We start from the raw sequence: 26755 nt of genomic DNA, 5'->3' as shown, positions 1-26755 counted from the left end.
ACAGTGGCACTCTTCAAGGTTCGTCTCCGTTCCGGTTCGAGGGGGCGCTGACCACTCGGGCAGGCGAAGAACGCCGAAGCCACAGGCCGAAATTGGCCGGCGCGAGGTCGGGTCAAAGCTTCAGCGCGATACCGGCGTACGCGGCGCACTGCTCCGCGGTCACCTCCGAGTCGTCTGGTCGGCCCCAATCAGCGGTCGGTACCAGGCCGGGCTTCACCAGCTCGAACCCGACGAAGAAGCCCGCGATCTCCTCGCGGGTGCGGGGCACGAGAGGGCCGTGAACGTCACGGTCCAGGCCAGCCAGCGCCTCTCGCTGTTCCTCAGTCATGAAGTCGGCTGTGCCGTGAGTCAAAGCCAGGTACGACCCCGACGGCATCGCAGCCATCAGCGTCTCGACCGCCCCATACGGGTCTTCCTCGTCGGTGACGAAACGCAGCACCGCGTTGATCAGCACCGCAACAGGCCGGCGCTGGTCGAACATGCTCCGCAACCGTGGATCGCTCACTAAAGCCTTCGGTCGGCGCAGGTCGCCCGCGATGAAGTCCGACCAGCCCGTCCCGTGACTGCCGGGGGCCGCCATGAGGGCTCGGGCGTGAACAGCCACGTGCTCGTCATGGTCGACGTACAGGACTCGACTTCGTGGTTCAGCCGCCTCGGCGATCTCAAACACGCTGGGAGTGGTCGGCAGCCCGCAACCGACGTCGAGGAACTGATCCACCCCCAGCTTGCCGGCCAGGCGGCGCACGGATCGTTCGATGAAGCGCCGATTCTCGTCCGCCGCGATCTCCGCGTACGGGAGGATCCTCAGCAGGTCCATCGCAGCGCCTCGGTCCACTGCGAAGTTGTCTTTGCGATGCAGGAGCGCGTCGTAACGGCGGGCGGGCGCCACCGATGACGCCAACTCGTTGGGGTCACGCGGGAGCGTCCAGGGCTGATCGTTCATCTCTATACCACCCGCGTGTCGTACACGGTGCCTTTCGCGTGACGGGGCCGATGACCAGTACCACCTTTTGGGCGGCTGGAAGGGGAATTCACCGCTGCTACCCGCGCTACGGGAGAGCGCGCGGGGCTCCATTTACGGAGGCAGGCGGCAATCCGCTCCAGGATTTCGGGGTCAACGTCCACTCTGGCAATAGGTTGTGCGCCCCTCTCGCTTGGAGGGACAGTCGCGCCAGGTATTCGCCGATCGAGTTCTGGAGCGGCAGCCATGCGGGCCTCCATCAACATCAAGCACTAAGGTCGGGGGTGCCGGGAACGAGGGACTTCATGCGTCCTGCTCGTGCGTCCCGCGACAGATGCGGCACAAAGGGCGAATCGCATCGGCGGGTTGAGGCTTTGTCATGTCGCGAGGATCAGAAGGGGGTGTACGGGTGGCGCCGGAAGGTGATGATCTCGATCGAGACGTGCGCATGACTGCGGCAAGCGCGGCCGGATCATTCACGATCGAGAAGAAGTCGATGAAGCACTGATCGAACTGGTGGTTCGGGTGAGCCTCGATAGTCGCACCGACCGGCACCGACATTGCATTTTCGCCATCGATGCAATGCGGCGCATGCAAGACGACGCCAGGCGGATAATGCCCCAGCAGGATTGCGCCTTCGGGTCGAGTGTCCTTCATTGTTTCGATCCGCCCATCAGCCTAATGGCGCGTTCATCGAACCGGCTCCAAGGTCCACCGTTCGCGCGGTAGGGCGGCGCTTCGGTGAACGACTCGGCACGACCCACCTGCGGATGCTCCTGTGCCGGCAGCGCCCAGGCCGGCAATGGACACTCGACAGTTGGGCGGCGGCGGATCAACTCCAGCCTGACCTCAACACACGGCCACTGCACCCCACAGGTACATCGGACCGGCCGCAGGAGGGCGACCTGCCACCACTGACGTTCGGCCTTTCGATGCCCAGCGGTTGAGCAGTTGACCTGTGGACGCTGTTCATCCTGCGGCCCTTTGTCCGACGAAGGCCGTCGGTCCCGTCGATCCGGCCTGCCTCTCGGGCAGGGAACTCGTCGTGACGGACGCATCGCCATGCCCTGGCTGGTACATCTCGCGCGCACCCATCCTGTCCCTCCGTCCAAACCAAACGTGTTCGCGATCCCGTAGGCCAACTCCGCGATACGCTCGCGACCGAGGGTCTGCCACCGCCACTGACTCCGGCGGCGTCTCGTGATCGACTTACGGGAGTAGCGTTGTCGACACTCAGGGCGATGGCGAGATGTACCGCGTACGCGGACACGTCTGCGTACAGCGAGCGGGAGGCGCAGTGGGGACCTTCGGTCAGATACTTAGGCAGCACCGCGAAGCTCGCGGTTTGTCTCTTCGACAACTCGAAGCACGAGTGCCCTACACCTTCACGTTCATCTCGCAAGTGGAGCGCGGCGAGCGTCGGCCGCCGGAGAAGCTCGCCAGGGACTGCGACGAACGACTGGAGGCCGACGGCGCACTCATCGAGGCGTATCTGCAAGAACAGAGTGGCGACAGCGATATGAAGCGAAGAACCGTAATCCGGGCGATAGGCGCCTTGGCTGCGAGCCCAATTCCGCTGGTCCAGTGGGAGGCAATTCGGAACGGGGTTTCAGTAGTGGCTGAGGGTGCCCTTGATTACGATCAGTGGGAGTCGATTGTGGATGACTACGGTACGTCCTATTATCGCGTTTCTACCGATCAGATTACGGAGAGCCTTCGAGCGGACATCACCGTATTGCAGGCGATCATTCCGTCCGCCCCCGAAGTTGCGAGACTAGCCCTACTCAAAACATTGTCCCGCCTCTCGGCCATCGTCGCCTTGAACATGATTGCCACCGGAAACGTCCTGGCTGCAAATCGATGGTGGCGGGACTCCCACAAGCATGCCAAAGACTCGCGAGATTCGGATAGCGTCATCTTCTCTCACGCTTGGGACGTGGTGAATGGCTGCTATGACGGACGTCCGGCCTCTCGGGTTATATCACTAGCAGAGAAGGCTATCGGGTTTGTCGACCCCAAGAAACCGACGGCCGCCTCGTGTGGACTTGTAGCCGGACATGCTCAAGCACTCTCTCTTGCCGGTCGCCATGGCGAGGCGATTTCGGCCGTGCGCCAGCTCGACGACATGGCGGCAGCCCTTCCCAGTTCAGTTCTGAGTGACGTTGACTCGCTTTGGGGGTGGCCCGAACATCGGCTCCGACACACGGAGGCTTGGGTCTATGCACACGCAGGGGAGCTGGGGAAGGCGGCGCAGGCCAAGGATCGAGCCGTGGAGCTGTATCCACGCTCGCTTGCACGGCTTCGCTCACAGGTTCAGCTCCACCACGCTTCAGCCCTTATCCGTAACGGGCATGTCCCCGATGGCTTGCGTTTGGCGGCGAGCGTGTTGGATGCGCTTCCTGCCGACCAACACAACGGCCTTCTTCGTGCGGTCGCGCAGCAGGTCGCGGAAGCGACGCCAGAGTCCGAGAGGCGGCGGCCAGGCTTCAGGGAGCTGACGGACCGCTCGGCCTAGAATTCGATGATGATCACTTTTGCTCGTCTTGGTGAGCGCGACGTGGCACCGCTCGCCGACGATCTCGTCAACTTGTACGAGGTGGTCTATCGGGAGCCGCCGTACAGCGAAGGCCCAGAGCAGTTCGACCGCTTCAGGTCAAGCCTGAACGAGGACGTAGGCCGTCCTGGGTTCACCCTGATCATCGCCGTTCATGACGGTCAACTCGTCGGAGCATCTTATGGCTGGACGATGGCCGCTGGGAAATGGTGGTCTCGCTCCGACACTGTGCCAGAAAATTCCATCAAGGACGTCGACAAGTTCGCCGTAATGGAATGGATCGTCCATCCCCGATATCGGGGTGAAGGGACAGGGGCACAGCTCATTCGCGAGCTATTGACCGAACGGCCCGAACCCATCGCTACCCTCGCGTCCGATCCTCGCTCAAAAGCACGCGGCATGTACGCGCGAGCGGGCTGGCGGCAAGTCGCTGGGACAAGCTTATCCTGGGGGCCATCGATGGATCTTCTCGTCCTCAGCCTAGGGGCGAACGCCGACGAGCCGTGATGGCAGTGGCCGCATTGGAGCCCTCATGGCAAAGCAAAAAACGAGCCCCAAGCCAGACGGCTTGGGGCTCGTTTCATGCACTTCGATGCTATTCGTCGCCGGCTTGACCTCCCGCGCCATTAAGGCATGCGTCGATCCGGCCGACGCCCGCAACGAGGCGGTGGTTGACGGCCTGCCGGGTAACGCCCTGGCGGGCGGCGATCTCGCGTTCGGTCATGTCCAGCCCGTACCGCAGGACGAGTGCCTTGCGCTCGGTGTCCTTGAGCGGGGCCTTCGTCCAGCCGATGCGGATGTCCGCGATGTGGGCGTAAAGGGTGCCGGCGTGGGCGGGGTCGCCTTGGGCGCGGGGCATGTCGGGGTCGGGTGCGGTGGGGTTGTTCATGCCGTACGCGGTTGCTCCGTCCCAGACGGCGGGGAGCAGGCGCTCGACGAGGGGGCGGTCGTAGTCGGTCACGCTGCCACCTCCCGGGCTCGCCGTTCGTAGGAGATGGTCTGGTTCGCGCGGCGGGCAATGGGTCGGGCCTTGTCGATCAGCCGGCACCAGATCCAGCGGTGCAGCCGGCCCAGGGCGCCGGCCTCGATGTGTTCGCGGACCAGGATGGGGTTGGTGGCCAGCAGGATCAGCGCGTCCTGGCGTTGGTCGTCGAGGTCGACCAGTCCGGCGTACTCGGTTGCTACCTTGCGGGCGGCGCGGTGGGCGATCTCCGGGATGCCGTTGAGGTCGAGGACCGTCCAGTCGACGGTGGTCGACAGTTTCCCCGTGGTGGTCAACGCACTACCTCCTTGATGTTCGTGTTCCCGTCTTTGGTGATCGCGACAATGAGTCCGGGGTGTCCCGGGGTGCCGGTCGCGTGCCGCCACCAGGTGCTCTCCGATTCGAGGGCGGGCGTCTGGATGAAGGTCCTCGGGCCGTCGCTGTCGACCAGTTCGTGGTGCAGGTGGCCCGCGACGAGCAGATCAGCGCGATGCATGGCCGAGTCCTTGTTGAACGCCTGGCCCTTCCACCAGTCGAAGTGCCGGCCCGGCTGCCATTGGTGTCCGTGGGCGTGCGCCACGACGGTGCCAGCGACGTCGACCACGACGGTCAGTTCGTCGGTCTCTGGGACGTGGATCGCGACGTGATCGAACGCGTCGGGGTTGAACTGGGCGGCGTCGTGGACGGCGATCAACGACTCGGTGTCGTGGGAATCGTCGTATCGGGTCAGCCCTCGGCCGGCGATCCTGACGGTCTCGCCGTGGTTGCCGGGGACGGCCGCCATCGAGACCCGCTCGGCCAGCGGGGCGAAGGTGACCAGGGCGTGCAGCATCACGCGGCGGGTCAGCCGGATCTGCTCGGACAAGGTCAGCGGGGTTCGCCACACGTTCGCGCCGGCCTGCGAGTTGAAGCCCTCGATGTGGTCGCCGAGCCAGCCGATGTGGACCTGGCCGATGTCCATGCGCTATCGGTAGACGGTGAGCAGGTGAAGAAATGGCTCCGCGCCCAACCCCGCCAGCCGCACACGACCACCCAGCTGCAAGCCCTGATCGACGCCTTCACCGACGAGTACAACCACCGCCGCCCCTACCGGTCACTGCCACAGCGGGCCACCCCGGCTACCACCTACCACGCCCGGCCGAAAGCCGGCCCCAGCACCGACCGCACCAGCGACACCCACGACCGAGTCCGCCACGACACCATCAGCAAAACCGGCAGCGTCACGCTGCGCGTTGCCGGTCGGCTCCGCCACATCGGCATCGGCCGAACCTACGCCGGAACCTACGTCCTACTCCTCGTCCAGGACCTCAACGTCCGCGTCATCAACGCCGCCACCGGTGAACTCCTCCGCGAACCGACCATCGACCCACGACGCGACTACCAGCCCACCGGTCGGCCACCCGGCACCACGCCCAAAAAACAGAAAGCCTGAACCTGCGAAACGCAGGTTCAGGCTATTCCGATGTCCCGAGACATCACATTGTAGCGGGGACAGGATTTGAACCTGCGACCTCTGGGTTATGAGCCCAGCGAGCTACCGAGCTGCTCCACCCCGCGTCGGTGATACCCACGTTAGCCGATCCGGTGGGCGTGCTGCACGCGGGGGTCGGTGCGGGCGCCGAAGCGGGTGAATGCGCCCGCACTTTGCCAAAAAACACCTCCGAACGCCCACAAGCAGCGCCAAGCTGGACATATAGGTGATTATGAGGTGCGGAGGTGACACGGTGCCGGTAAGCAGCGCACCCGCCGGGTTGATCGGCGGGCACGATCGGAGCACGGAGGTGCAGCCGCCCGAGCGGGTGGCCGCGATCCTTGCGGCGGCAGCCGCCCGGCACAGCGAGACCCAGCCGGCCCTGCGCATCCGCCGGTACGACTCGGACGAGGGACCGGCCTACTGGCGGTGGGACTGCGCCCGGTGCGGCGAGTACGGCGGGGGCCGGCACCACCCGGACGCGATCACCCGTGCCCTGCGGCATTGCGCCGAACACCCGCAGCACCGATCGTCCCTGCTGCCCCCGGCCCGCTGCCGCACCCGGGCGGCGGCCACCCCCGACCACCCGATGCTGTTCGCGGTGGACGACGATCCGCCGCCGCCCCCGCTGTCCGTCTAGGCGTCCGGTCCCGCCGCGCTCGTCCGCCCGTTCGGCACCGCCGCGCTCTTGCGGCCGTTCGGCACCGCCGCGCTCGTCCGCCCGTTCGGCATCGCCGCGCTCTTGCGGCCGTTCAGCACCGCCGCGACGCGCCGCACGAGTTCCTGGTCGCCGATCTGTTCCAGGCTGGTGCGCAGCGGCATGCGCCAGTTGGGGTACTCGTCGGTGGTGCCCGGCAGGTTCGGCTGATCCGTTTCCAGGAGCACGTCGTACAGCGAGGCGGTGACCAGCCGGCACGGCGTCCGGGCGAGGAACTCGTGCATCGCCACCACCACGTGTTCGGTGTCCGCGCCGGGCTCGATCAGATTCTCGTCGGCCAGGAGTGTCAGCAACTGGGCCCGGTCCGCGTCGGCGCGCTTGCGTTCCTCCTCGACCGGCCCGGCCAGTTGGCCGAGCTCCGCGCGTACCCGAACCTGCTCACCGCGCAGGAAACCGGCCGCGGTGGGCAGATCGTGGGTGGAGATGCTGGCCAGCGCGTTGCGTGGGTATTTCGCGGAGGGCAGGTATCCCTCATCCGGGTCGTCGTAGTCGCGGGTGAACCACAGCACCGCGGAGCCGAGCATGTTCATCCGCTCCAGGCCCGCGGTGACCGCAGGCTGTACGGTGCCCAGATCCTCGCCGATCACCACGGCGCCGTGCCGCTGCGCCTCCAGCGCCAGGATGCCCAGCATCGCCTCCGGGTCGTAATGCACGTACGTGCCGTCGACCGGTCCCATGCCCGGCGGCACCCACCACAACCGCCACAACCCGGCCACATGGTCCACGCGCAGGCCGCCGGCGTGCCGGAAGATGCGCCGCAGCATGTCCCGGTACGCCGCATAGCCGGTCTCGATGAGCTGGTCGGGCCGCCACGCCGCCAGTCCCCAGTCCTGCCCGAGCTGGTTGAAGGCATCCGGCGGGGCGCCCGCGTGCACACCCTCGGCCAGCACGTCCTGCAGCAGCCAGCCGTCGGCGCCGCTGGGGTCGATGCCCACCGCCAGGTCGTGCACCACCCCGAGGGGCATGCCGGCCGCCCGCGCGGCCTCGTTGGCGGCGTCCAGTTGCTCGTCCAGCAGATGCTGCAGCCAGATGTGGAAGCCGATCCGGTCGCCCAGCCGTTCCCGGGCCGCGCGGACCGCGTCCGAGTCCGGCCGCCGCAACTGAGCCGGCCACTGCTGCCAGTTCGCGCCATGCACCTCGGCGAGCGCGCAGAACGTGGCGAAGTCGGTCAGCCCCGGATCGGCGTCCGGGTCCCGCTGACCGGCCAGCGGCCACAGCAGCTCCAGCGCGGCGCGTTTGGCCTGCCAGACGGCGCTGTAGTCGATCAGACCGTCCGCGGTCGGGCCGGGCCGCAGTGCATCCACCTGCGCACGCAGCGGCGGGTCGGCGCGCCGGTATTCGGCGGTGTCGGACACCCGCAGGTAGAGCGGATTGGCGAAGCGGCGGCTGGACGGCGAGTACGGCGACGACGGCACCGGCAACGTCGGCGTGATCGCGTGCAGCGGGTTGAGCAGGATCATGCCGGCGTCCTGGCCCTGGCCGATGAACTCTCGCAGGTCACCCAGGTCGCCCATGCCCCACGAGGCGGCCGAGTGCAGCGCGTATAGCTGCAGCATCCACCCCCAGGTGGTGGGCGGCTCCGGCAGCTCGGCCGGCACCACCACCAGGGTCACCGCACGGTCCTCGACGGTCAGCCGGTGCCAGCCCAGCGGCAGATCGTCGGGAATCCCGGTCACGTCGCGCGTGGTGCCGTCCTCCTGCACGATCCGACCCGGCGCGGGCAGTTCCCGGGCCGTGCCGTGCCGGACCACCACGGTCCCCGGCAGGCGGTGTTCCCGGCGCGCCCGCTGCACGGCGGCGAGCGCACCGGCGACCGAAGCCGGGGTGCTCGCATCCACCCCGAGCAGGCCGAGGACCCCGATGACGGACTCGGCGGACACGTCGCGGCGTTCCCGGTGCCAGTCCTCATACCAGGTCGCGACTCCGTACGCCTCGGCCAAGGCCACCAGGTCGGCGTCCATGCGCTCTCCTCTCTCGACGGGATCTCCCCAGGTACTACCCTGCCTGATCCGCCTCCCCATCGTGGGCCGAGGGCCTTGCCCGGGTCGGCGACGGCGCGGCTTCGGTTTCTTCCCGCTCCTCGGCGGGGTCTGCTGCCTGTTCGTGGTGGCCGCCGTGGTGCTGGGCATCGTGCTCATTTCGCGGAACCGCAAACGGCGTTGAGCCCGGCGGCCTAGCATTGACGGGTGCGGATCAGGGTGCGGAACGTCGCCATCGTCGCCACCGTCGCGACGGTGGGGTTGGTGCCCCTGGGGATCACGGTCACCGCATCCGCCGCGACCGCCGTGCTGATCTCCGCCGGTCGTCCGGCCCTCGCGTCCAGCACCTATGCCGAGCGGTACGCCGCCGCGCACGCCACCGACGGCAGCCTCGGCAGCCGCTGGGCGAGCGTCAGCGGGGGCGGCACCCAGTGGCTGCGCATCGACCTCGGCGGCGTGCACGGCGTCTCCCGCGTACGGTTGACGTGGGAGCGGGCCTATGCCACCGGCTACCGGATCCAGACGTCCAACGATGGTGCTTCCTGGTCTGACACCTACGTGATGCGTTCCGGCAACGGCGGCACCGACGACCTGCGTCGACTGCACGGACGGGGGCGTTTCCTGCGGGTGCTCGCCACCCAGCGCGCCACACGCTTCGGCTATTCGCTCCGGGAGGTGCAGGTGTACGGTTCCGCGCCCGCGTCCCGGCCGGGCCGGCCGTCGTCCCTCTCTGCCGCGGTGCCGTCCACGGCAGCCGGCCTGGAACACCCGGCGCGCAAGGAGATCGCGCTCCAACTGGTCTCCACCGCGGAGAACTCCACCCGGGACTGGCGCGGACAGTACGGCTACATCGAGGACATCGGCGACGGCCGCGGATACACCGCCGGACTGGTCGGGTTCTGCTCCGGCACCTCCGACATGCTCATCGTGGTCACCGAATACACCCGGCGGAAGCCGGACAACCCGCTGGCGAAATACCTTCCCGCGCTGCGTGTGGTGGACGGCTCGGACTCGCATGCCGGCCTCGATCCGGGGTTCCCGGCCGACTGGCGTGCCGCCGCGCAGGACCCGGTCTTCCAGAAGACGCAGGAGGACGAACGGGACAGGCTGTACCTCGAACCGGCTCTCGCGCTCAGCCGCGCCGACGGGCTCCGGGCGCTGGGGCAGTTCGCCTACTTCGACGCCGCGGTCATGCACGGCGTGTCCGGCCTGCGGCAGATCCGCGCCGCAGCGCTGCGCGTGTCGCCGGCACCCAAACGCGGGGGCGACGAGGTCGCCTATCTGAACGCCTTCCTGGACATGCGGGTGCGTGAGATGCGCTCCGAGGCCGCGCATCACGACACCAGCCGGGTGGACACCGCGCAGCGGGCGTTCCTGCGGGCCGGCAACCTGGACCTCAACCTGCCGCTGAGCTGGGCCGTCTACGGCGACGACTTCCAGATCACCCGGACCGGCCTGATGCCCGGTTGAGTGTGCGCTCCGCCGCCGCCACCCACGAGCGGCCGATGTTGACCTTCATGTTGCCCGATTCGCGGGTAATCCTGTGCGTACGTCGCCCGATAAACCTCAAGCTCGACGCGCCGACGCGTCGAGCTTGAGGTTCATGCCGTCGATCGGGGCGTTATGCGGTCAGGCCTTCGTCCACTTCTGGTTGGACGTGCCGCCACAGTCCCAGAGCTGCAACTGAGCGCCGTTTCCGCTGTTCCAGTCCTTGACGTCGACGCACCGGTTCGCCGACACGTTCACCAGGTCGCCCGCACCCGACAGGGTGAAGCGCTGCACCGGGTTGCCGTTGCAACTGACGATCTGGATCGGCGTGCCGTTGCTCAGCGCACCGCCCGCCGGGTCCATGCACATGCCCTTCGCGCGCAGCGTTCCGTCGCCCTGGAAGGTCCACTTCTGTGCGTCGCTGCCGTTGCAGTCGTACATCTGCAGGCGGGCGCCGTCCACCGCGTTGCCGCCCGGGATGTCGATGCACCGGCCGCTGAAGTTCGACTTCAGCATCGTTCCGCCGGTCGACGGGGGCGGGGTCGATCCGCCGCCACCGCCGTCGTTCCAGGCCGAGACGCGGACCCAGTCCACGAGCATGGTCTGCGGGAAGACGGTGCTCGCGTCCGGGTTGCCCGGCCAGTATCCGCCGACCGCCACGTTCAGCAGCATGAAGAACGGGTGGTCGAAGACCCACCGGTTGCCGTTCAGGCTGGCCGGCGTGACCCGGAAGTACTCCTGGCCGTCGAGGAACCAGACGATCAGGTTCGGCGACCACTCGACCGCGTAGGTGTGGAAGGCGTCCCCGAGCGCCGAACCGGCCACCTTGTGTCCGCCGATGCTGGAGCCGCCCGAGTATCCGGGGCCGTGCACGGTGCCGTACACCGTGTTCGGCTCCTTGCCGACGTTCTCCATGATGTCGATCTCGCCGGAGTTGGGCCACGGGTTGCTGCCGATGTCGCTGCCGAGCATCCAGAACGCGGGCCAGATGCCCTGTCCCTTCGGGATCTTGATGCGGGCTTCGAAGCGGCCGTACGCCTGAGTGAACTTGTCCTGGGTCAGGATGCGGCCGGAGGTGTACTCGCAACGGCCGTAGTGACACTGGTAGTTGGCCGGGTTCTCCTTGCGCGCGGTGATCGCGAGGTGGCCCTGACCGTCCTGGGACACGTTGCTGGTGGAGTTGGTGTAGTACTCCAGCTCGTTGTTGCCCCAGCCGCTGCCGCCGATGTCGAACTTCCACTTGGAGCCGTCGATCGGGGCGCCGGCGGCGCCGTTGAACTCGTCCTGCCACGTGATGCCGCCGATGGCGGCGTCTGCCGTGTCGCTGCGGGAGGCGGCCGCCAGGCCGCCCGTGAGGGTTGCCGCGACGACTGCCGCGGCAAGCGTGATTCGCGCTTTGCGCATGGGGAATCCTCCGGGGGAGAGGTGTAATTCGTAGTAACCCTTAGAGATTGACGGCGTTCCGTCAAGTCGGGCGGGTTGCGGAACCGGGCTTCGCGAAGCCAGCCCTAGGAAACCGCCTCGAACAGCTCCGGGACGTGCGGCGGGTCCCAATCCGGCATCGATGTATGTGATTGCAGTACGAGGTAGGTCACGTCCTCGAAGGTCACCCGCTGACCGGCGGCGTAGGTGACGAACGGCTCCCATGCGGTCACCGCCGGAGCGGAGGTGGGCGGGCTGGTCGGCGGCTCGTCGGTCGGGGGAGTGCTCGCTGGCGGCTGCGTGCCGGGCGGCTGCGTGCCGGGCGGCTGGGTCCCGTCCCAGCGCTGGTGCTCGTCGCGATGCCGTTGCAGCGCGGCGATGATCCGTTCCCGCAGACCGTCCCGATCCCGTTGGCCGTCCCGATCCCGTTGGCCGTCCCGGAAATCGGCGTCGTGAGAGTGTCGGTCGTTCTCCGTCGCCGCGGCGGTGTCGCCGCGCCCGGGCAGGTAGAGCGCGGTGGCGAGGCCCGCGCCGACGACGGCCAGGGCGATCAGGGTGCGGGGGCGCAGCAGCGACGAGCGTCGTCCGTGACGGGCGCGATGCATGGGGACGGGAACCTCCGTTGGCGGTCGGGGGTCTGATGCAGCACGGAAGACTTTCGAAGAACGATTTTGGCCGGGCAAGTTACGGCCGAAAAATTAAGGTTCTCTTCAAGATGTACGGCTGGAGATGCGTACGGTCGTGCCCGCGGCTCCCGTGGTGAGGTGCAACTCGTCGGTGAGCTCACCGGCCAGCCACAGCCCCCAACCGCCGGTTTGATCGGTGGCCGGACGCGGCGGCGGCGTCGGGCGCGGCTCGGGGAGGCCGTCCCCGTGGTCGGAGACCTCGCAGACGACGAATCCGTCCTCCTGCCACAGCGCCACGTGACCCTGGCCGCCGCCGTGCCGCACCGCATTGGTCAGCAACTCGTTCGCGGCTACCACGAAACCGTCGAGGCGATCCCCGCTCAACCCGCTGCGCTCGGCGCAGGATGCCAGGACGTGCCGTAGCCCGGTGATCCGGCTGCGGTCGAAGGATTGCGAGAGCAGGAGTTCGGCGTCGATCCGTCGACCGTATGCGACGCCGGAAGTTCTTGCCCGTTGGGCACCCAAATTACGTATGGCAAGGTCGGTGCATGCGCAGCGAGGGCGACCGGGGTGGGCCGGGAGGCGGTCCCGCGCCGGCCCTGCAGACGCCACTGTGGCGGGCGATCGCGGTCTACCGCATCGCCGCGCTGATCTACGTCGCCGTGCTGGTGATCCGCAACATCGGCCACGACGCGCGACCGATGCTCGCCTGGCCGGTGCTGGCGGTCACCGCGGGCTGGACGGTGGTCACCACGTACGCGTACGCGGATCCGCGTCGTCGTCGCCCGCCGCTGCTCGTGGCGGACCTGGTGATCACCATGGCCGTGATGGCCGCGAGCATCGTGGTCGTGGGGCGTCCCGGGCTGGAAGCCGGACGTCCCACGCTCGCGGTGGCGTGGCACGTCGCCCCGGTGCTCGCCTGGGCGGTCTGGGGCGGCCGACGGTGGGGCGTGGCCACGGCCCTGCTGATGGGCGCCACCGATCTGACCGTGCGGGCGCACTACGACCAGTCGGCGTTCACCGGAGCGGTGCTCATGCTGCTCGCCGCGTTCGCCGTCGGCTATCTCGTGCGGCTGGCCGAGGACGCCCAGGAACGCCTGCAGCGGGCGATCGAGACGGAGGCGGCGACCCGGGAACGGGAACGGCTGGCCCGTGACATCCACGACGGGGTCCTCCAGGTGCTGGCCCTGGTGAAGCGACGCGGCGCGGGACTGCCCGGCGAGGCCGGGGAGTTGGCCCGGCTGGCCGGGGAGCAGGAGGCGGCGCTGCGGGCGCTGGTGGTCGGCAACGCGGCGGCGCTCGTGGACACGGCCGCCGACACCGATCTGATGGGACTGCTCGGCGCGTACGCGTCGCCGACGGTGTCGATCGCCGGGCCGGCCGGCGCGGTGCGGCTGCCCGCGGGAACCGCCCGCGAGATGGCCGCGGCCACCGCGGCGGCGCTGGACAACGTGGCCCGGCACTGCGCCCCCGGCACCCCGGTCTGGGTGTTGGTGGAGGACGAGCCGGACGAGGTGACGGTGAGCGTGCGCGACGACGGGTGCGGCATGCCCGCGGAGCGGCTCGGCGAGGCGGCGGGGCAGGGTCGCCTGGGCGTGGCGCAGTCCATCCGGGGTCGCATCGCCGACCTGGGCGGCACGGTGCGCATCACCTCGGCACCCGATCAGGGCACCGAGGTGGAGATGAGCGTGCCGAGATCGTCGGCGACGATGGAACGGCCCGCGACGGCGAGCGCGCGGTCCGGACGGGGGGAGAGCCGTTGAGCAGGGTGATGGTGGTCGACGACCACCCGATGTGGCGCGAGGGCGTCGGCCGTGACCTGACCGCGGCGGGACACGACGTGGTCGCCGCCACCGGGGAGGGGCGGCAGGCGGTGCGCATCGCCGCGGCAGCCCGGCCCGAGGTGGTGGTGCTCGACCTGCAACTCCCGGACATCAGCGGTGTCGAGGTGATTCGCGGCCTGCTGAGCGAGGTGCCCGGCGTCCGGGTGCTGATGCTGTCCGCGAGCGGCGAGCAGCAGAGCGTACTGGACGCGGTGAAGGCCGGCGCCTGCGGATATCTGCTCAAATCCGCCGCGCTGCCGGAGTTCCTGGATGCGGTGCGGCGCACCGCGGCCGGCGACGCCGTCTTCAACCCCGGCCTGGCCGGACTGGTGCTGGGCGAGTTCCGTCGGTTGGCGGTCGAGCCGGCCGACGACGACGGCGCGCCCAAGCTCACCGAGCGGGAGACCGAGGTGCTCCGGCTGGTGGCCAAGGGCCTGTCGTACCGGCAGATCGCCGAACGACTGGTCCTCAGCCACCGCACCGTGCAGAACCACGTTCAGAACACGCTGGGCAAGCTCCAGTTGCACAACCGCGTGCAGCTCACCCGGTACGCGATCGAGAAGGGCCTGGATCGGGAGCCCTGAGTCGCCCAGACCAGGGCGGACCCGAGGGCGGATGATCAGGGGCGGTATCGGGGCGCGTTGGTCTCGTGGATGGCCCGCTCCTCCGGGCTGGCTCCGCCGCCGGCCGCGCCGGCGTCGTACGCGACGCTGTCCGCCTCGTCGTCGGTGCCGCTGCCCTCGTCCGGCGCCACCAGCCGGCCGACCTGCTCCGGGTCGTCGTCGTCGAGCTGGCCGTCGTCGTAGAGCGACACCGGCGAGTTCGGGTCCGAGGTCGGCCCGGCACCCCACACGTCGGCGTCCAGCGCACGCTGCTCCGAGCTGTCCACCGTCTCGTCGTACGGGTCGCGGCGCGGCGGGATCGGGTCCCGCGCGCCGACGTCCGGCTCCTCCTGACGCAGCCGGTAGTCAAGCGATTCGCCCTCGCGGGCCTCCTCGGCGGTGTCGCCGAAGCGGTTCGATCCGCCCGGTCCGGTTCCTGCGAGCGCGGCCGGGTCGGCACCGTCCGCCCAGCGGGAGCTGCGTACCGAGTCGTACGCGTTCGAGTCGTCGTCCGCGGTCTCCGGAAGGCCGGACGCCTCCGGGTCGGAGACCTCGGTCGGGTAGTCGTTGTCTCGCATGCCAGCTATCTACCCGCGGCCCGGCTCGGCCATGCCTGTGCGATGCGGGTCTGCGCCCGGGGGCGGAATGTCCGACTCCGGCCAGAGCACGGCCCACACCACCTTGCCGTCGTCCAGCGGCAGGCAACCCCAGCGGTCCGCCACCGAGTCGATGAGCACCAGGCCCCGGCCGCCGTAGGATTCCGGCGGCACCGGACCGGTGAACGTCGGCGCGGCGCGGGAGTGATCCCGCACGGCCACTTGGAGCTGGTCTCCGCGCGGGTCCGCGCGCCGGGACAGGAGCAAGGTCATTCCGGTACGGGCGTGCGCCACGCCGTTGTTCACCATTTCCGTGGCCACGATGCAGGCCGACCCGGCCAGATCGGGCATCGCCCAGCGGCGGCACGCGTCGGTGATGATCTGCCGGGTCACCCGGGCGGCGCCGACCACCGGATCCAATTCCGCGTCCAGCCGGTCGGCCACCGCGGGCAGATCCATCCCGGCCAGCGCCTCCGGCACGCTCGGGTGCACCGGCAACCCGGTGGTGTGCCACGCCGACGCCTGCGGTGACACCAGCATCAGGGCGGCGGCGGGCCAGTCCGCGGCGAGGCTCGCGACGTCCCGGAACACCCGCGCCGCGGCGGGATCGTCGAGACGCACGTCGGCCACGTCGACGATCAGCGCGGCGGGCTGATGCGCCAACGTGCTGAGCAATGCCGACCGGACCGTGGACACGCCGCCGTCATCGAGCGCTCCGGCGAGCCGAAGCACCGGAAACGGTCGCTCGTCGTCCGCCGGATGGCCAACCTCGATCGGCATGATCGCTCCATTGTGCATTTCGCGTATCGTTCTCGCATTTCGCGGGCGAGAAGGACACGTGCCGAAGTGTCCGGTGGGCATGCATGTGCGTTGCGTGACCAGGGTTTACCCCGTCGTCGCGGGGATATGCACGCTCAACGGCGCCCGGACGCGGGCGCCGCCGCCACCCCCGGTGCGACGGTCGCCGCCGCGGACGCGGCGTGGTGGTGCTGTGGCTCGGCGTAGCGGGTCAGGCCGAGGACCGCGGCCAGGGTGACCAAGAATCCGGTGGTCGCCAGCCACGTTCGTCCCGGCTGGATCTGGTCGCCGAGCAGCAGCAGTCCGACGATGGCCGCGGGCACCGCCCCCGCGGCGTCCATCGCGGCCACCGCGGCGGTGGTGGAGCCGCGTTGCATGGCCAGGCCGAGCAGCATCTGGCCGATCACGGAATGTGCCAGCAGGAGGTAGAGCAGCGGGCTGGACAGATAGCCGGTCACGCCGTGCTCGGCGGTCAGCGGACGGGCCGCGATCGCCGCCGCGGAGAAGCCCACTCCGGCCAGCGAACCCAGCGCGACCGAGCCGGCCACCCCCGGAATCCGCGCGGCGAGATAACCCAGCACGCCGATCAGCACCGCGGCGACCGCCAGGCCCACGATCCCGGCGACGCCCAGTTGCCGGGCGTGCGCCGGCCGCGCGGACATCACCAGCGCGGTGATGCCCAGCCCCAGCAGCCCCAGCAGCGCCACCTCGGCCCTCGGCAGGGTCCATTTCAGCAGCACCACACCGAGGATCGCGGTCACCCCCAGGCCCGCCGCGACACTCGCCTGCACCAGGAACAACGGCAGGTCGCGGCGGGCCAGGAAGGCGAGCACGAAGCCCAGCGTCTGGCAGCCCACCCCGCAGAGGTACGTGCGCTGGCCGGCCAGGCGCAGCAGCAGCCCGGGATCGAAGGTGTGGTGCGCGGTGGTGCGCGCGGCGGCGATCGCCTGGAGCAGGTTGGCCACCCCATACGCAGCGATCATCGCCGCGAGGAAGAACCATCCCGCGGACACCACTGGGCGAGAATAAACCAGCGCGGGGAGGGTCTCAGGGCTTCCCGGCAGACAACCGGTCCAGCATGTCGGCGTGCAGGTGCCCGTTCGTGGCAATCGCGCTGCCGCCGCTCGGGTCGACCCGTCCCTGCAGGTCGGTGATCCGGCCGCCGGCCTCGGTCACGATGGGCACCAGCGCGGCCACGTCCCACAGCGACAGCTCCGGCTCCACCATCACGTCGACGGCGCCCTCGGCCAGCAGCATGTAGCCGTAGAAGTCGCCGTACGCCCGTGACCGCCACGCCTGCCGCAGGATGTCCAGCATCGGCTCCAGCCGGCCGGACTCCTCCCAGCCGGTCAGGCTCGAATAGCAGACGCTGGCGTCGGCCAGCCGGTTGACCGCGGACACCCGGATCCGGCTTGCCGCCCGCTGGTGCCGTCCCGCGTACGCGCCGTGGCCCTTGGCACCCCACCAACGGCGCCCCAGCGCGGGCGCGGACACCAGGCCGGCCACCGGCAGATCCCCCTCCATCAGCGCGATGAGCGTGCCCCAGACCGGTACCCCGCGGACGAAGTTCTTGGTGCCGTCGATCGGGTCGATGATCCAGCGCCGGTTGCCGCTGCCCGCCACGGATGCGCCGTATTCCTCGCCGAGCACGCCGTCGCGAGGCCGGGCGCGGGCCAGCGTGGACCGGATGGCCGACTCCACGGCGGTGTCCGCGTCGGACACGGGGGTGAGATCGGGCTTCGACTCGACATGCAGGTCGAGCGCTCGAAACCGGGCCGTGGAGATCGTGTCGGCGGTATCGGCGAGCAGGTGGGCGAGGGCGAGATCATCGGCGTAACCGGCCATGACATGGCACGCTAACCGATGACCGCCTCAGGGGTGCCCGGCGGCGTCCGTACGAGGATCCAGCTCACCGGCGCGGGAGGCGAGCAGCCGGCGAAACGACGCCAGCCGTCGCGGGTCCGCCTTGCCCGCCACCACCCAGGCGTCCAGCGCGCAGTCCACATCGCCAGCGGTGTGGCCGCAGTTGGCGGGGCAGTCGACGGTGCCCTCGACCAGGTCGGGAAACCCGTGCAGCAGGCTCTCGGCGCCGACGTGGGCCAGCCCGAAGCTGCGGATGCCGGGCGTGTCGATGATCCATCCGGGGTCCCGCCGTCCTCGCCCGTGGCGGGGCAGCCGCAGCGCCACCGCACTGGTCGAGGTGTGCCGTCCCTTGCCCACCGCGCTGACCTCGCCCACCGCCCGGACCGCGTCCGGCACTAAGCGGTTGACCAGCGTCGACTTGCCCACCCCGGAATGGCCCACCAGCACGGACATCCGTCCGCTCAGGTGCCGGCCCAGCTCGCTCAGGTCGGATCCCGGACCGACCAGGACGTACGGCAGATCGAGTTCGGCGTAGTAGCCGAGCACCGCCGCGGGGCCGGCCAGATCGGCCTTGGTCAGGCAGAGCAACGGCTCGACGTCGGCGTCGTAGGCCGCCACCAGGCACCGGTCCACGAAGCCGGTACGCGGCGGCGGATCGGCCAGCGCGCTGACGATGACCATCTGGTCGGCGTTGGCCACCACCACCCGCTCCAGGCGCCCCTCGGGCGTGGTGTCGTCGTCGTCCGCCGTCCGGCGCAGCACCGAGGTGCGCTCGCCGACCCGCACGATCCGGGCCAGCGCACCGGACGCGCCCGAGACGTCGCCGACCAGGGCCACCCGATCACCGACCACCACCGACCGGCGTCCCAGTTCGCGGGCGCGCATCGCGGTGACCAGGCCGTCCGCGGGATCCTTGGCGGTGGCCGCCGCGCTCAGCACACAGCCGTAGCGTCCGCGATCCACCGTCACCACCAGGGCGTCGGCGGCGTCGGAGTGTTTCGGCCGGGTGCGGGTACGGGGACGCGACGAGCGGCCCGGTCGGATCCGGACGTCGTCCTCGTCGTACTCCCGTTTGCGCCCCGGCAGGTTCAGCTCCTCGTCACGAGCCCGGCCCAGAGTTCCGGGAACTCGGGCAGCGTCTTCGACGTACACGCTACGTCGGTCAGCTCGATCCCTTCGACACCGAGCCCGAGCACCGCCGCCGCGTGCGCCATCCGGTGGTCGTCGTAGGTCTCGAACACGGTCGGGCGCAGCGGCCCCGGGGTGATGTCCAGCCCGTCCGGGTGCTCGGTCACCGTGGCGCCCGCCTTCGTCAGCTCCCGGGCGAGCGCGGCCAGCCGATCCGTCTCGTGGCTGCGGATGTGCGCCACCCCGCGCAGCCGGGACGGGCCGTCGGCGAGCGCGGCCAGCGCGGCGATCACCAGCGTCAGCTCACCCACCTCGGACAGGTCGGCGGTGATGCCCCGGAGCATGCCGCCACGCACGGTCAGCCCGTCGGTCCCCTGCGACACCGTGGCGCCCATCGCGGTGAGCAATTCGGCCAGCCGGTCCACCGGTTGCCAGCTTTCCGCGGGCAGCCCGGCGAGCGTGACCGTGCCGCCGGTGACCATCGCCGCCGCGAAGAACGGCGCCGCCCCGGCCAGGTCCGGCTCGATCTGCCAGGTGCAGCCGCGCAGCGGGCCGGGCTCGACCATCCACTCGTCCGGGATGCCGTCCTCGACCGCCGCGCCGGCCGCCCGCAGCATGTGGGTGGTCATCCGCAGGTGCGGCGCGGACGGCACCGGCGGTCCCTCGTGCCGCAGCACCAGGCCCTTGCCGAAGCGCGGCGCGGACAGCAGCAGCCCGGAGACGAACTGGCTGGAACCGGACGCGTCGATGACCACCGAACCGCCCTCGACCGCTCCGGTGCCGTGCACGGTCAGCGGCAGGCCGCCGGAGGCCGACGCGTCGATGGTCACGCCCAGGGCGCGCAGCCCGTCCACGATCGGGCGCAGCGGCCGCTCGCGCGCGTAAGGGTCGCCGTCGAAGGTGACCGGACCGTCGGCCAGCGCGGCGACCGGCGGGGCGAACCGCATGATCGTGCCGGCCAGGCCCACGTCGACGGTGGCCGGCCCGCGCAGCGGACCGGGCGTGACGCGCCAGCGGTCGTCCGCCGAGGTGTCCACGTCGATGCCGAGGGCGCGCAGGCAGCCGGCCATCAGCGTGGTGTCCCGCGCGCGCAACGGCCGGACGAGCTCCGACGGGCTGTCCGCCAGCGCGCTGAGCACCAGCGCGCGAGCGGTCATCGACTTGGAGCCGGGCAGTGTCACGGTGGCGTCGACGGGGCCGGCGGCGTGCGGAGCGGTCCATGAAGTCACGGGTCTCATTCTGCTCCATCGTGGCCATCCCGGTCGGACGGCATGGCCGTTGCCCCGCCCGCCGCGGGCGTCCGCGATCGGTGCCCCCGCCCGGCGGCCCGCAGGCGTAGTCTTCCGAACCATGTGCGGGCGGTACGCGACCACTCGGAGCGAGACCGATCTGAGCGCGCTGTTCGATGCCGTGAGCGTCGCGGAGGCGCCGGAGCCGAGCTGGAACGTGGCGCCCACCGACCCGGTGCCGGTGATCCGGATGTCGCAACGGCACGACGGGCGCGTCCTCGATGCGGCTCGCTGGGGCCTGGTGCCGCCTTGGGCGAGCGATCCGCGGGCCGGTAGTCGCATGATCAACGCCAGGGCCGAGACGGTCGCGACCTCACCCGCCTTCGCGCCGTCGTTCGCGCGCCGTCGCTGCCTGGTGCCCGCCGACGGGTGGTACGAGTGGGTCCGGGTCTCCGCTTCCCGGCAGGCCTACTACATGACCAGCCGGGACGGCTCGCCGCTCGCCTTCGCCGGGCTGTGGACGACATGGCGTGGCGAGATGCTGACCTGCAGCGTGATCACCACGGCCGCGCTGGGCGGCCTGACACGGGTGCACGATCGGATGCCGCTGATCCTGCCGCGCGACCGGTGGGCCTCGTGGCTGTCCGGCGGTGGCGACCCGGCCGAGGTGTTGCGGCCGCTGCCGGTGCCGGAGCTGGACGCGATCGAGGTCCGCGCGGTGCGCCCGGATGTGGGCAACGTGCGCAACAACGGCCCGCATTTGGTGACGCCAGCCACACCCGCGGACGAAGAACCGGCGACGCTTTTCTGACGCGGAATGCGTGGCTTAACCGGTTTTGTGGCCACGGCTTTTTCGGAAACTTTGTTTCGGGATCGATAAGCCCCTTGTTCTTGTCCATCCGATTGCGATACAAACCAGCCCCGGTCGTGATGCATGCACCCGCACGGGGCGGGACGTGCCATCACATGCATGGCCGGTCCCACGGGGGAGGTGGGCTGATGACCCGGGCACGATTGCCCCGTCCGCACGAGGTCGCGGTCGCGAGGCGTGATCCGCGACTGCTTGCCGCGATCGATGAACAGCACGCCGATGAGGCATGGCGCACGCGCAGCGCGTGCCGCACGGTCGATCCGGAGATGTTTTTCCCGGCACCGAACGAGCCGTCCGACGCAGCCCTGGCGCTCTGCCGGGCCTGTGACGTTCGCGGGCCTTGCCTGGCCTGGGCGCTGACCGTGGGCGATTGCCATGGTGTGTGGGGCGGCACCACCCCGCGAGAGCGGCGGGCGATGCTGGTGGCCTGGAACGAGCGTGCACGACCGGATGACCGGTCGGCCGATCCGGTCCGAGATCGTCCGGGTGAGGACGGCCTCCGGCCGTCCCCGTTGGTGCCGGCCGGCCGGTAAACATAGGAGCTGTGCACAGTCCCGAAATCCCAACCCCGCGCGGGCCGGCCGGTGTGGATGTCACCGAGCCGGCCGGCGAACCGGCGGCAATGCTCGTCCTCGGCCACGGCGCCGGGGGCGGGGTGGACGCTCCCGACCTGACCCGGATCCGGTCCGCGGCGGTGGCGGCGGGCCTGCGGGTGGTCCTGGTGACCCAGCCCTATCGGGTGGCCGGCAGGCGTTCGCCCCCGCCGGCCGGTCACCTCGACGAGGCGTGGACCGCGGTCGTCCGGGAGATCGCCGATCCGGATCTGCCGCTGGTCCTCGGTGGCCGATCGAGCGGTGCGCGAGTGGCCTGCCGGACGGCCGCCGGGCTCGGTGCCGCGGCCGTGCTCGCATTGGCGTTTCCGCTGCACCCGCCGGGTCGGCCGGAGCGCAGCCGCGCCGCCGAGCTGCCGGAGCGTCTGCCCACCCTGGTGGTCAACGGCGACCGTGACCCGTTCGGCGTTCCCGAGCCGGTCGGCCAGGTCGAGGTGATCGTCCGGCCCGGCGCGAAACACGATCTGCGCAAGGACCTGGCGGCCACCGCGGAGCAGGTTATCGCCTGGCTGGGGCGGCATGGATGGACCGACGCGGGCCGGAATGCGAGGTCCCGCTGATCCGTTGCACTGGCGGTGAGGCACGACGTCGGAAGGGGATCGAGTGCTAGCCGCGAGTGTCAACCGTGAGGCAGAGCGGGTGCGGAACCTGCTGGGTGCCCCGGAGTGGCCCGCCACGACATCGGCGTCCACCGAAACGGTGAGCGTCGGCACACCGGCGGTTTTCGAATCGACTCCTCGGGCACTACCCGTATCCTCGGCGGGACGGCCGAGGGGAGAGCAGAGGGTGGCTGAGACGGAACGGACCGAGGAGCGACGCGCGCGCTTCGAGCGGGATGCGCTGCCGTTCGTGGACCAGCTTTACGCCGCCGGTCTGCGGATGACGCGCAACCCGGCGGACGCCGAGGACTTGGTGCAGGAGACATACCTCAAGGCATTCTCCGCGTTCCACCAGTTCCAAGAGGGCACGAACCTCAAGGCGTGGCTGTACCGCATCCTCACCAACACCTACATCAATTCGTACCGGCGCCGGCAGCGCCAGCCCGTCCAGGCGCCGACCGAGGAGATCACCGACTGGCAACTCGCGTCGTCGGAGTCGCACACGTCGGTGGGTCTGCGGTCGGCCGAGACCGAGGCGCTCGACCGTCTCCCGGACAGCGACATCAAGGACGCCCTGCAGGCGTTGCCGGAGGAATTCCGGCTCGCCGTCTATCTGGCGGACGTCGAGGGCTTTTCCTACAAGGAGATCGCGGACATCATGGGGACGCCGATCGGCACCGTGATGTCGCGCTTGCACCGTGGCCGGCGTAACCTGCGCAAACTGCTGGAGCAGTACGCCGCGGACCGGGGCATCACCCGGAATGCGTCGGAACCGCAGGAGGCATGAGTTCGATGAGCGACGAGGACAAGACGCCCGATTGCGGCACCGTGCTCAGCGAGGTCTATCTCTACCTCGATCTGGAGTGCAGCGAGACCCGCCGGGAACTGATCCGGCGGCATCTGGACGACTGCACCCACTGCCTCCACGAGTATGGGATCGAGCATGAGGTGAAGGCTCTGGTCGCCCGCTGCTGCGGCTCGGAGACCGCACCGCGGGAACTCCGTGAGCGGCTGCGCCTGAAGCTCAACGACCTGGTGATCGACGTGGAGAGCCGGGAGTACCTGTCCTGATCCCGGCCTGATGCCGAGGGTCCGCGCCCGGCATCCGGGCGCGGACCCTCCGCTCAGCTGTTGGGCCGCTTGCCGTGGTTGGCGTTGCTCTTCTTGCGAGCCTTCTTCTTGCGAGCCTTCTTCGCCATGGCGGACTCCTGTTCATCGCATTCGTTCAGCCCGACGATCGTAGTCGGCGCGTGACGACTCTCAGGATTCCCCCACCAAGGGTTCGTGGTTGGATACCGTCATCCCGGACAGCCGCAGGAGAGGAAACTCAGGATGGCCGAAGAGATCCGCGCCGAGATGGTGGCCAACGTGTGGAAGGTCGTGGCCTCCGCCGGTGACGAGGTGGCCGAGGGCGACACGCTGGTGATCCTGGAGTCGATGAAGATGGAGATCCCCGTGCTCGCCGAGTCGGATGGGACGGTTTCCCAGTTGGCGGTGAACGAGGGAGACGTGGTGCAGGAGGGTGACCTCATTGCGGTGATCGAGGACTGAGACCACCGGACAGCCATCGCAGCAGCCGCCGTGTCGTGCCACGGCGGCGCTGCTGTGGCACATCCGGGCCGAGCGTGGCCGCCCGAGCCTCGGCCATCGACGCCGCGAGGCGGGACGCCGCCGGGTCGATCTCCGGGGTGGCGAGCGCCATCTGCGCGATCGACCACGCGCTCGCCGTCGACATGCCGTTCTCGCCGCGCGCCGCGTCGATCAGCCGCCGGGTGATGAGGGCGGCCACGTCGATGCGCGCCGCCGGATCCACCCAGGCGTAGACGACCAGCGCGAACAACGCCGCCTCGGTGATCTGATCGGTTCCGTCGGAGACCAGCTCCACCAGCCGGCGGCGGCGGGCGGAGCAGGCCCACGGCTCGTCGGCGCCATGATGCAGCAGGCCCAGGCACGCCCACACCCGGGCGGTCCGCTCCCACCAGGCACGGTCGCTGCGGCTTGCCGAGCCGGCCATGCCGGGGTCCACCGGCGGGGTGTGGATGAGCAGCGCCAGCAGTTCGTCCGGTTCGACAAGCACCAGCCCCAGCGCGGCGTCGTAGGCGGTCGGCGGGTGCCCCCAGGTGGGTGACGCCACCCGGCGCAACCGCTCGATCGCGGCGGCCGAGGGGCGCTGGGACACCGGCGGCCGACGCCGCGGGTCGTGGCGGGGGAAGCCCGCGGGCGGCACGTGGCCCAGCCACGGCACGCCACGGCAGCAGTCCGCCAGGTCGGTGTGCTCGTGCGCATCGTCGGGATGATCGCGTTGGAAGTCCGCGACGCGCACCAGATGGGTCAGGTCGCCGTCGGCGCGGAAGCGCAGGCGTCCGGCGGTGTGCACGGCGCAGTCGTACGTGGGGTCGCGAGCCAGGGCGCGGTCCGCCCAGCTCAGCGCCTCGTCGAGGCGGCCGTCGTCGGCGAGGGTGGCGGCGATGTCCGCGTACACCGAAAGGTCGTCGGGGTCGTGCGCCACGGCGCGGCCGAGGGCCTCCAGCGCCTCCCCGGTCCGGCCCGCGCTGCGGTAGGCGTACCCGAGCCAGATCTCGCCGAGCTTGGTGGACTCGGCGGCCACGGCCAGTTCGGCCCAGTCGACCGCGAGCCGCGTCTCGCCCAGCCGGCGGGCCAGCGCGGACCCCGCGCCGAGAAGCAGGGCATGACCCGGGTGAGCCGTCACCGCGTGCCGCATCAGCGTCAGGTACGGGCGCAGCGAGTCCCGTCCCTGCAGTGGCGCCGGATCGCCGATGGCGGTGCAGAGTTGCATCACCACGCGGGCGAGCAGGCTGGGCTCCATCCGAACGGCCAGGGCCGGGTCGCTGACCCAGGGCACGCCGGCCCAATCCGTGCCGGGAGTGTTGCCGCTGGCGGCGACGAGCAACGGCAGCCCGTCCTCGGGGCGTCCGGCGGCGGCCAGCAGATGTGCGCGGGCCACGATGGTGCCGACGAACGCGTGGCGTTCCAGCGGGAAGAGGTCGAGTCCGCCGTCCGCCCGGGCGGCGAGCAGGCTGAGCAATTCGTGGGTCTCGGGCAGGGTGGGGGCGTGCGCGATGGCTCCGGCCAGATGCCCGGCCGCATGGCTCATCTCGCCTCGCGCGAGCGCGGCGCGGGCCTGCGCGAGGTCGTGGTCGGCGGAGCGCCGTGCATCGTTCATGCGCTGCACCCATCCCTGTCGTCTGCGGATCAGTCTCGGGTGGCGGGTCCGGTCGCGAGCCTAGGCGACGTTCCTCAATATGTCAGTCCTCTCTTGACACCACCCTGATCGAAGCTTTGCGTTTGACGATGATTTCGTGCAAGATTGCGCATCAGGCGAGCAAATTACGTCTTGGGGAGGATGTTGTGACGCTGCACGGCCGGGGCATGGCCGCCGACATCGAGGAACAGCCCGCCGGATACGACCGTCTGGTCGACGGGTCGCACGCCACCGGGATCGCCGAGATCGCCGCCCGCATCGCGCAGCGGCGCCCCCGCCACGTCGTCTTCGTCGGGCGAGGCACCTCCGACCACGCCGCGCTGTACGGGGCCTATCTGACGGAGATCCGCCTCGGTCTGCCCGTCGCCAGCGCATCGCCCAGCGCGATCACCCTCTACGGCGCGCGGCCGGACTTCTCCGGCGCCCTGGTCGTCGGCGTCAGCCAGAGCGGCGGGTCGCCGGACCTCACCGAGGTTCTGACCGTCGCGCGGGCCAGCGGCGCGCTCACCCTCGCGGTCACCAACAATCCGTCGTCACCGCTGGCGGAGGCGGCCGAGTTCGCGGTGGACGTGGCCGCCGGACACGAGCGCGCGGTGGCCGCCACCAAGACCTACACCGCCGAACTGCTCGCCCTGCTGATGCTGGTGGAGGGCATCCGGGCCGGTGACGGCGCGATTCCCGCCGAGGAGCAGGCGGCGCTGCGCGCACTCCCCGGGCTCGCCGCCCGGGTGATCGCCGACGACGGCGCCGCCGAACTGGCGCAGCGGTACCGTTTCGCCTCCCGGATGGTCACCACGGGACGCGGGTACGCGTATCCGACGGCCCGGGAGACCGCACTCAAGCTGATGGAGACGTCCTACCTGCCCGCCCTGGCGTTCTCCGGCGCCGATCTGCTGCACGGGCCGCTCGCGATGACCGACCCCGACGTGCCGGTGCTGGCGGTGGTCGGCGCGGGGCCGGGCGGCAGCGCGATGAGCGACGTGGTGCACCGGCTGGGTGAACGTCGCGCGGACGTGGTGACCGTGGGCGCGCACGACGTGCCGGGCGCCGCCGGGCGGCTCGACGTGCCGGCGGTGGACGAGCGGTACGCGCCGCTGCTGGACATCCTGCCGTTGCAAAAGCTGGCCCTGTCGCTGGCGCTCGCCCGCGGTGCGGACCCGGACGCACCCCGGGGGCTGAACAAGGTGACCGCAACCCGGTAACAATGGCGT

General features: G+C 70.1%; 31 protein-coding genes and 1 tRNA gene. 14 read left to right on the top strand and 18 right to left on the bottom strand.

The features are described 5' to 3' along the window. Nucleotides 1-112: 112 nt before the first annotated feature. Nucleotides 113-943 (bottom strand): SAM-dependent methyltransferase, encoded by an 831-nt coding sequence (locus IEY73_RS20180; RefSeq protein ID WP_189080812.1) that lies wholly within the window; start codon nt 941-943, stop codon nt 113-115. A gap of 321 nt (nt 944-1264) precedes the next feature. Beyond that, nucleotides 1265-1618 (bottom strand): hypothetical protein, encoded by a 354-nt coding sequence (locus IEY73_RS20175; RefSeq protein ID WP_189080811.1) that lies wholly within the window; start codon nt 1616-1618, stop codon nt 1265-1267. A gap of 592 nt (nt 1619-2210) precedes the next feature. Between IEY73_RS20175 and IEY73_RS20170 the strand changes: the two genes are divergently transcribed. Both IEY73_RS20170 and IEY73_RS20165 read left to right on the top strand, forming a co-directional pair. Further along, nucleotides 2211-3476, top strand: a complete 1266-nt coding sequence (locus IEY73_RS20170) for a helix-turn-helix domain-containing protein (protein WP_229715990.1) — start codon at nt 2211-2213, stop codon at nt 3474-3476. 9 nt (nt 3477-3485) lie between these two features. Beyond that, nucleotides 3486-4022: a GNAT family N-acetyltransferase gene (locus IEY73_RS20165; RefSeq protein WP_189080809.1), complete on the top strand. Its 537-nt coding sequence runs from the start codon at nt 3486-3488 to the stop codon at nt 4020-4022. 88 nt (nt 4023-4110) lie between these two features. Here the strand turns inward: IEY73_RS20165 and IEY73_RS20160 are convergent, their stop codons facing one another. The 3 genes from IEY73_RS20160 to IEY73_RS20150 are packed head-to-tail and all read right to left on the bottom strand — an operon-like array spanning nt 4111 to nt 5458. After that, complete coding sequence (locus IEY73_RS20160; RefSeq protein WP_189080808.1) at nt 4111-4476, bottom strand: sigma factor-like helix-turn-helix DNA-binding protein; 366 nt, start codon at nt 4474-4476, stop codon at nt 4111-4113. After that, entirely contained in the window at nt 4473-4793 is a 321-nt protein-coding gene (locus tag IEY73_RS20155) for a hypothetical protein (protein ID WP_189080807.1), read from the bottom strand. Before IEY73_RS20155 ends, IEY73_RS20160 begins: the two co-directional genes overlap by 4 nt. Then, nucleotides 4790-5458: a hypothetical protein gene (locus IEY73_RS20150; RefSeq protein ID WP_229715989.1), complete on the bottom strand. Its 669-nt coding sequence runs from the start codon at nt 5456-5458 to the stop codon at nt 4790-4792. Before IEY73_RS20150 ends, IEY73_RS20155 begins: the two co-directional genes overlap by 4 nt. On the opposite strand from IEY73_RS20150, the gene IEY73_RS20145 reads away from it, so the two are divergent. Beyond that, entirely contained in the window at nt 5438-5929 is a 492-nt protein-coding gene (locus IEY73_RS20145) for a hypothetical protein (RefSeq protein WP_189080857.1), read from the top strand. The two genes, IEY73_RS20150 and IEY73_RS20145, sit on opposite strands and share 21 nt — an antisense overlap. A 51-nt stretch (nt 5930-5980) precedes the next feature. Here IEY73_RS20145 and IEY73_RS20140 read toward each other — a convergent pair. Then, a tRNA-Met gene (locus IEY73_RS20140) sits at nt 5981-6054 on the bottom strand. 167 nt (nt 6055-6221) lie between these two features. Between IEY73_RS20140 and IEY73_RS20135 the strand changes: the two genes are divergently transcribed. After that, on the top strand, nt 6222-6608 hold the full coding sequence (locus IEY73_RS20135; protein ID WP_229715988.1) for a hypothetical protein: 387 nt from the start codon (nt 6222-6224) through the stop codon (nt 6606-6608). Here IEY73_RS20135 and malQ read toward each other — a convergent pair. After that, complete coding sequence (malQ, locus tag IEY73_RS20130) at nt 6605-8647, bottom strand: 4-alpha-glucanotransferase (protein WP_189080806.1); 2043 nt, start codon at nt 8645-8647, stop codon at nt 6605-6607. The genes IEY73_RS20135 and malQ overlap by 4 nt on opposite strands. 225 nt (nt 8648-8872) lie before the next feature. Between malQ and IEY73_RS34250 the strand changes: the two genes are divergently transcribed. Continuing rightward, nucleotides 8873-10135, top strand: a complete 1263-nt coding sequence (locus IEY73_RS34250; protein ID WP_306661511.1) for a chitosanase — start codon at nt 8873-8875, stop codon at nt 10133-10135. Nucleotides 10136-10294: 159 nt separating this feature from the next. On the opposite strand, the gene IEY73_RS20120 is transcribed toward IEY73_RS34250, so the two are convergent. The 3 genes from IEY73_RS20120 to IEY73_RS20110 form a co-directional block, all read right to left on the bottom strand. Beyond that, nucleotides 10295-11557, bottom strand: coding sequence for a family 16 glycosylhydrolase (locus tag IEY73_RS20120; RefSeq protein ID WP_189080805.1), 1263 nt, complete (start codon nt 11555-11557; stop codon nt 10295-10297). A 104-nt stretch (nt 11558-11661) separates the two neighbouring features. Then, a complete protein-coding gene (locus tag IEY73_RS20115) occupies nt 11662-12180 on the bottom strand; it encodes a carbohydrate-binding protein (RefSeq protein WP_189080804.1) in 519 nt (172 codons plus the stop codon). A gap of 105 nt (nt 12181-12285) precedes the next feature. After that, nucleotides 12286-12678, bottom strand: coding sequence for an ATP-binding protein (locus tag IEY73_RS20110; RefSeq protein ID WP_189080849.1), 393 nt, complete (start codon nt 12676-12678; stop codon nt 12286-12288). Between the two features lie 71 nt (nt 12679-12749). Here IEY73_RS20110 and macS point away from each other — a divergent pair, with 71 nt between their 5' ends. Continuing rightward, nucleotides 12750-13964, top strand: a complete 1215-nt coding sequence (gene macS / locus IEY73_RS20105; protein WP_189080803.1) for a MacS family sensor histidine kinase — start codon at nt 12750-12752, stop codon at nt 13962-13964. A gap of 8 nt (nt 13965-13972) precedes the next feature. Next, nucleotides 13973-14608: a response regulator gene (locus IEY73_RS20100; RefSeq protein ID WP_189080848.1), complete on the top strand. Its 636-nt coding sequence runs from the start codon at nt 13973-13975 to the stop codon at nt 14606-14608. Between the two features lie 35 nt (nt 14609-14643). Here IEY73_RS20100 and IEY73_RS20095 read toward each other — a convergent pair whose 3' ends face one another. The 6 genes from IEY73_RS20095 to aroA all read right to left on the bottom strand — a co-directional run bounded on the left by IEY73_RS20095 (nt 14644) and on the right by aroA (nt 20249). Further along, a complete protein-coding gene (locus IEY73_RS20095) occupies nt 14644-15204 on the bottom strand; it encodes a DUF5709 domain-containing protein (protein ID WP_189080802.1) in 561 nt (186 codons plus the stop codon). 9 nt (nt 15205-15213) lie between these two features. Further along, entirely contained in the window at nt 15214-16002 is a 789-nt protein-coding gene (locus tag IEY73_RS20090) for an ATP-binding protein (RefSeq protein WP_229715986.1), read from the bottom strand. Between the two features lie 134 nt (nt 16003-16136). Next, on the bottom strand, nt 16137-17003 hold the full coding sequence (locus IEY73_RS20085) for a hypothetical protein (RefSeq protein WP_189080847.1): 867 nt from the start codon (nt 17001-17003) through the stop codon (nt 16137-16139). A gap of 64 nt (nt 17004-17067) precedes the next feature. Beyond that, entirely contained in the window at nt 17068-17865 is a 798-nt protein-coding gene (gene hisN, locus IEY73_RS20080; protein WP_189080800.1) for a histidinol-phosphatase, read from the bottom strand. Nucleotides 17866-17892: 27 nt separating this feature from the next. Then, nucleotides 17893-18969: a ribosome small subunit-dependent GTPase A gene (gene rsgA, locus IEY73_RS20075; protein ID WP_189080846.1), complete on the bottom strand. Its 1077-nt coding sequence runs from the start codon at nt 18967-18969 to the stop codon at nt 17893-17895. Nucleotides 18970-18971: 2 nt separating this feature from the next. Next, entirely contained in the window at nt 18972-20249 is a 1278-nt protein-coding gene (aroA, locus tag IEY73_RS20070) for a 3-phosphoshikimate 1-carboxyvinyltransferase (protein WP_189080799.1), read from the bottom strand. 112 nt (nt 20250-20361) lie between these two features. Here aroA and IEY73_RS20065 point away from each other — a divergent pair, with 112 nt between their 5' ends. The 5 genes from IEY73_RS20065 (at nt 20362) to rsrA (ending at nt 23392) form a co-directional block, all read left to right on the top strand. Continuing rightward, nucleotides 20362-21051, top strand: a complete 690-nt coding sequence (locus tag IEY73_RS20065; protein WP_189080798.1) for an SOS response-associated peptidase — start codon at nt 20362-20364, stop codon at nt 21049-21051. Nucleotides 21052-21239: 188 nt separating this feature from the next. Beyond that, nucleotides 21240-21644 carry a WhiB family transcriptional regulator gene (locus IEY73_RS20060; RefSeq protein WP_189080797.1) on the top strand — a complete coding sequence of 135 codons (405 nt, stop codon included), beginning with the start codon at nt 21240-21242 and terminating at the stop codon, nt 21642-21644. Between the two features lie 11 nt (nt 21645-21655). After that, nucleotides 21656-22282, top strand: coding sequence for an alpha/beta hydrolase family protein (locus IEY73_RS20055; protein ID WP_373292823.1), 627 nt, complete (start codon nt 21656-21658; stop codon nt 22280-22282). A 43-nt stretch (nt 22283-22325) separates the two neighbouring features. Beyond that, nucleotides 22326-23108 carry a sigma-70 family RNA polymerase sigma factor gene (locus IEY73_RS20050; protein ID WP_189080796.1) on the top strand — a complete coding sequence of 261 codons (783 nt, stop codon included), beginning with the start codon at nt 22326-22328 and terminating at the stop codon, nt 23106-23108. A gap of 5 nt (nt 23109-23113) precedes the next feature. Continuing rightward, nucleotides 23114-23392, top strand: coding sequence for a mycothiol system anti-sigma-R factor (gene rsrA, locus IEY73_RS20045; RefSeq protein WP_189080795.1), 279 nt, complete (start codon nt 23114-23116; stop codon nt 23390-23392). A gap of 53 nt (nt 23393-23445) precedes the next feature. On the opposite strand, the gene IEY73_RS34405 is transcribed toward rsrA, so the two are convergent. Continuing rightward, nucleotides 23446-23520 carry a 50S ribosomal protein bL37 gene (locus IEY73_RS34405; protein ID WP_373292824.1) on the bottom strand — a complete coding sequence of 25 codons (75 nt, stop codon included), beginning with the start codon at nt 23518-23520 and terminating at the stop codon, nt 23446-23448. A gap of 133 nt (nt 23521-23653) precedes the next feature. Here IEY73_RS34405 and IEY73_RS20040 point away from each other — a divergent pair, with 133 nt between their 5' ends. Continuing rightward, nucleotides 23654-23872, top strand: a complete 219-nt coding sequence (locus tag IEY73_RS20040) for a biotin/lipoyl-binding carrier protein (protein ID WP_189080794.1) — start codon at nt 23654-23656, stop codon at nt 23870-23872. On the opposite strand, the gene IEY73_RS20035 is transcribed toward IEY73_RS20040, so the two are convergent. Beyond that, a complete protein-coding gene (locus IEY73_RS20035) occupies nt 23850-25505 on the bottom strand; it encodes a tetratricopeptide repeat protein (RefSeq protein WP_189080793.1) in 1656 nt (551 codons plus the stop codon). The genes IEY73_RS20040 and IEY73_RS20035 overlap by 23 nt on opposite strands. Nucleotides 25506-25711: 206 nt before the next feature. Here IEY73_RS20035 and IEY73_RS20030 point away from each other — a divergent pair, with 206 nt between their 5' ends. Continuing rightward, nucleotides 25712-26746, top strand: coding sequence for an SIS domain-containing protein (locus IEY73_RS20030; protein WP_189080844.1), 1035 nt, complete (start codon nt 25712-25714; stop codon nt 26744-26746). Nucleotides 26747-26755 lie beyond the last annotated feature (9 nt).

The sequence above is a fragment of the Mangrovihabitans endophyticus genome, assembly GCF_014646155.1.
Taxonomy (GTDB): Bacteria; Actinomycetota; Actinomycetes; order Mycobacteriales; family Micromonosporaceae; genus Actinoplanes; species Actinoplanes endophyticus.
The sequence above is the reverse complement of the archived record's forward strand: the minus strand, read 5'-3'. Positions and strand labels throughout refer to the sequence as shown.

Coding starts and splice junctions, on each gene's coding strand:
- IEY73_RS20180 (WP_189080812.1), bottom strand. CDS start 943: ATGAACGATCAGCCCTGGACGCTCCCGCGTGACCCCAACGAGTTGGCG.
- IEY73_RS20175 (WP_189080811.1), bottom strand. CDS start 1,618: ATGAAGGACACTCGACCCGAAGGCGCAATCCTGCTGGGGCATTATCCG.
- IEY73_RS20170 (WP_229715990.1), top strand. CDS start 2,211: ATGTACCGCGTACGCGGACACGTCTGCGTACAGCGAGCGGGAGGCGCA.
- IEY73_RS20165 (WP_189080809.1), top strand. CDS start 3,486: ATGATCACTTTTGCTCGTCTTGGTGAGCGCGACGTGGCACCGCTCGCC.
- IEY73_RS20150 (WP_229715989.1), bottom strand. CDS start 5,458: ATGGACATCGGCCAGGTCCACATCGGCTGGCTCGGCGACCACATCGAG.
- malQ (WP_189080806.1), bottom strand. CDS start 8,647: ATGGACGCCGACCTGGTGGCCTTGGCCGAGGCGTACGGAGTCGCGACC.
- IEY73_RS20120 (WP_189080805.1), bottom strand. CDS start 11,557: ATGCGCAAAGCGCGAATCACGCTTGCCGCGGCAGTCGTCGCGGCAACC.
- IEY73_RS20115 (WP_189080804.1), bottom strand. CDS start 12,180: ATGCATCGCGCCCGTCACGGACGACGCTCGTCGCTGCTGCGCCCCCGC.
- macS (WP_189080803.1), top strand. CDS start 12,750: ATGCGCAGCGAGGGCGACCGGGGTGGGCCGGGAGGCGGTCCCGCGCCG.
- IEY73_RS20100 (WP_189080848.1), top strand. CDS start 13,973: ATGGTGGTCGACGACCACCCGATGTGGCGCGAGGGCGTCGGCCGTGAC.
- IEY73_RS20095 (WP_189080802.1), bottom strand. CDS start 15,204: ATGCGAGACAACGACTACCCGACCGAGGTCTCCGACCCGGAGGCGTCC.
- IEY73_RS20090 (WP_229715986.1), bottom strand. CDS start 16,002: ATGCCGATCGAGGTTGGCCATCCGGCGGACGACGAGCGACCGTTTCCG.
- IEY73_RS20085 (WP_189080847.1), bottom strand. CDS start 17,003: ATGATCGCTGCGTATGGGGTGGCCAACCTGCTCCAGGCGATCGCCGCC.
- hisN (WP_189080800.1), bottom strand. CDS start 17,865: ATGGCCGGTTACGCCGATGATCTCGCCCTCGCCCACCTGCTCGCCGAT.
- aroA (WP_189080799.1), bottom strand. CDS start 20,249: ATGAGACCCGTGACTTCATGGACCGCTCCGCACGCCGCCGGCCCCGTC.
- IEY73_RS20065 (WP_189080798.1), top strand. CDS start 20,362: ATGTGCGGGCGGTACGCGACCACTCGGAGCGAGACCGATCTGAGCGCG.
- IEY73_RS20060 (WP_189080797.1), top strand. CDS start 21,240: ATGACCCGGGCACGATTGCCCCGTCCGCACGAGGTCGCGGTCGCGAGG.
- rsrA (WP_189080795.1), top strand. CDS start 23,114: ATGAGCGACGAGGACAAGACGCCCGATTGCGGCACCGTGCTCAGCGAG.
- IEY73_RS20040 (WP_189080794.1), top strand. CDS start 23,654: ATGGCCGAAGAGATCCGCGCCGAGATGGTGGCCAACGTGTGGAAGGTC.
- IEY73_RS20035 (WP_189080793.1), bottom strand. CDS start 25,505: ATGAACGATGCACGGCGCTCCGCCGACCACGACCTCGCGCAGGCCCGC.
- IEY73_RS20030 (WP_189080844.1), top strand. CDS start 25,712: ATGGCCGCCGACATCGAGGAACAGCCCGCCGGATACGACCGTCTGGTC.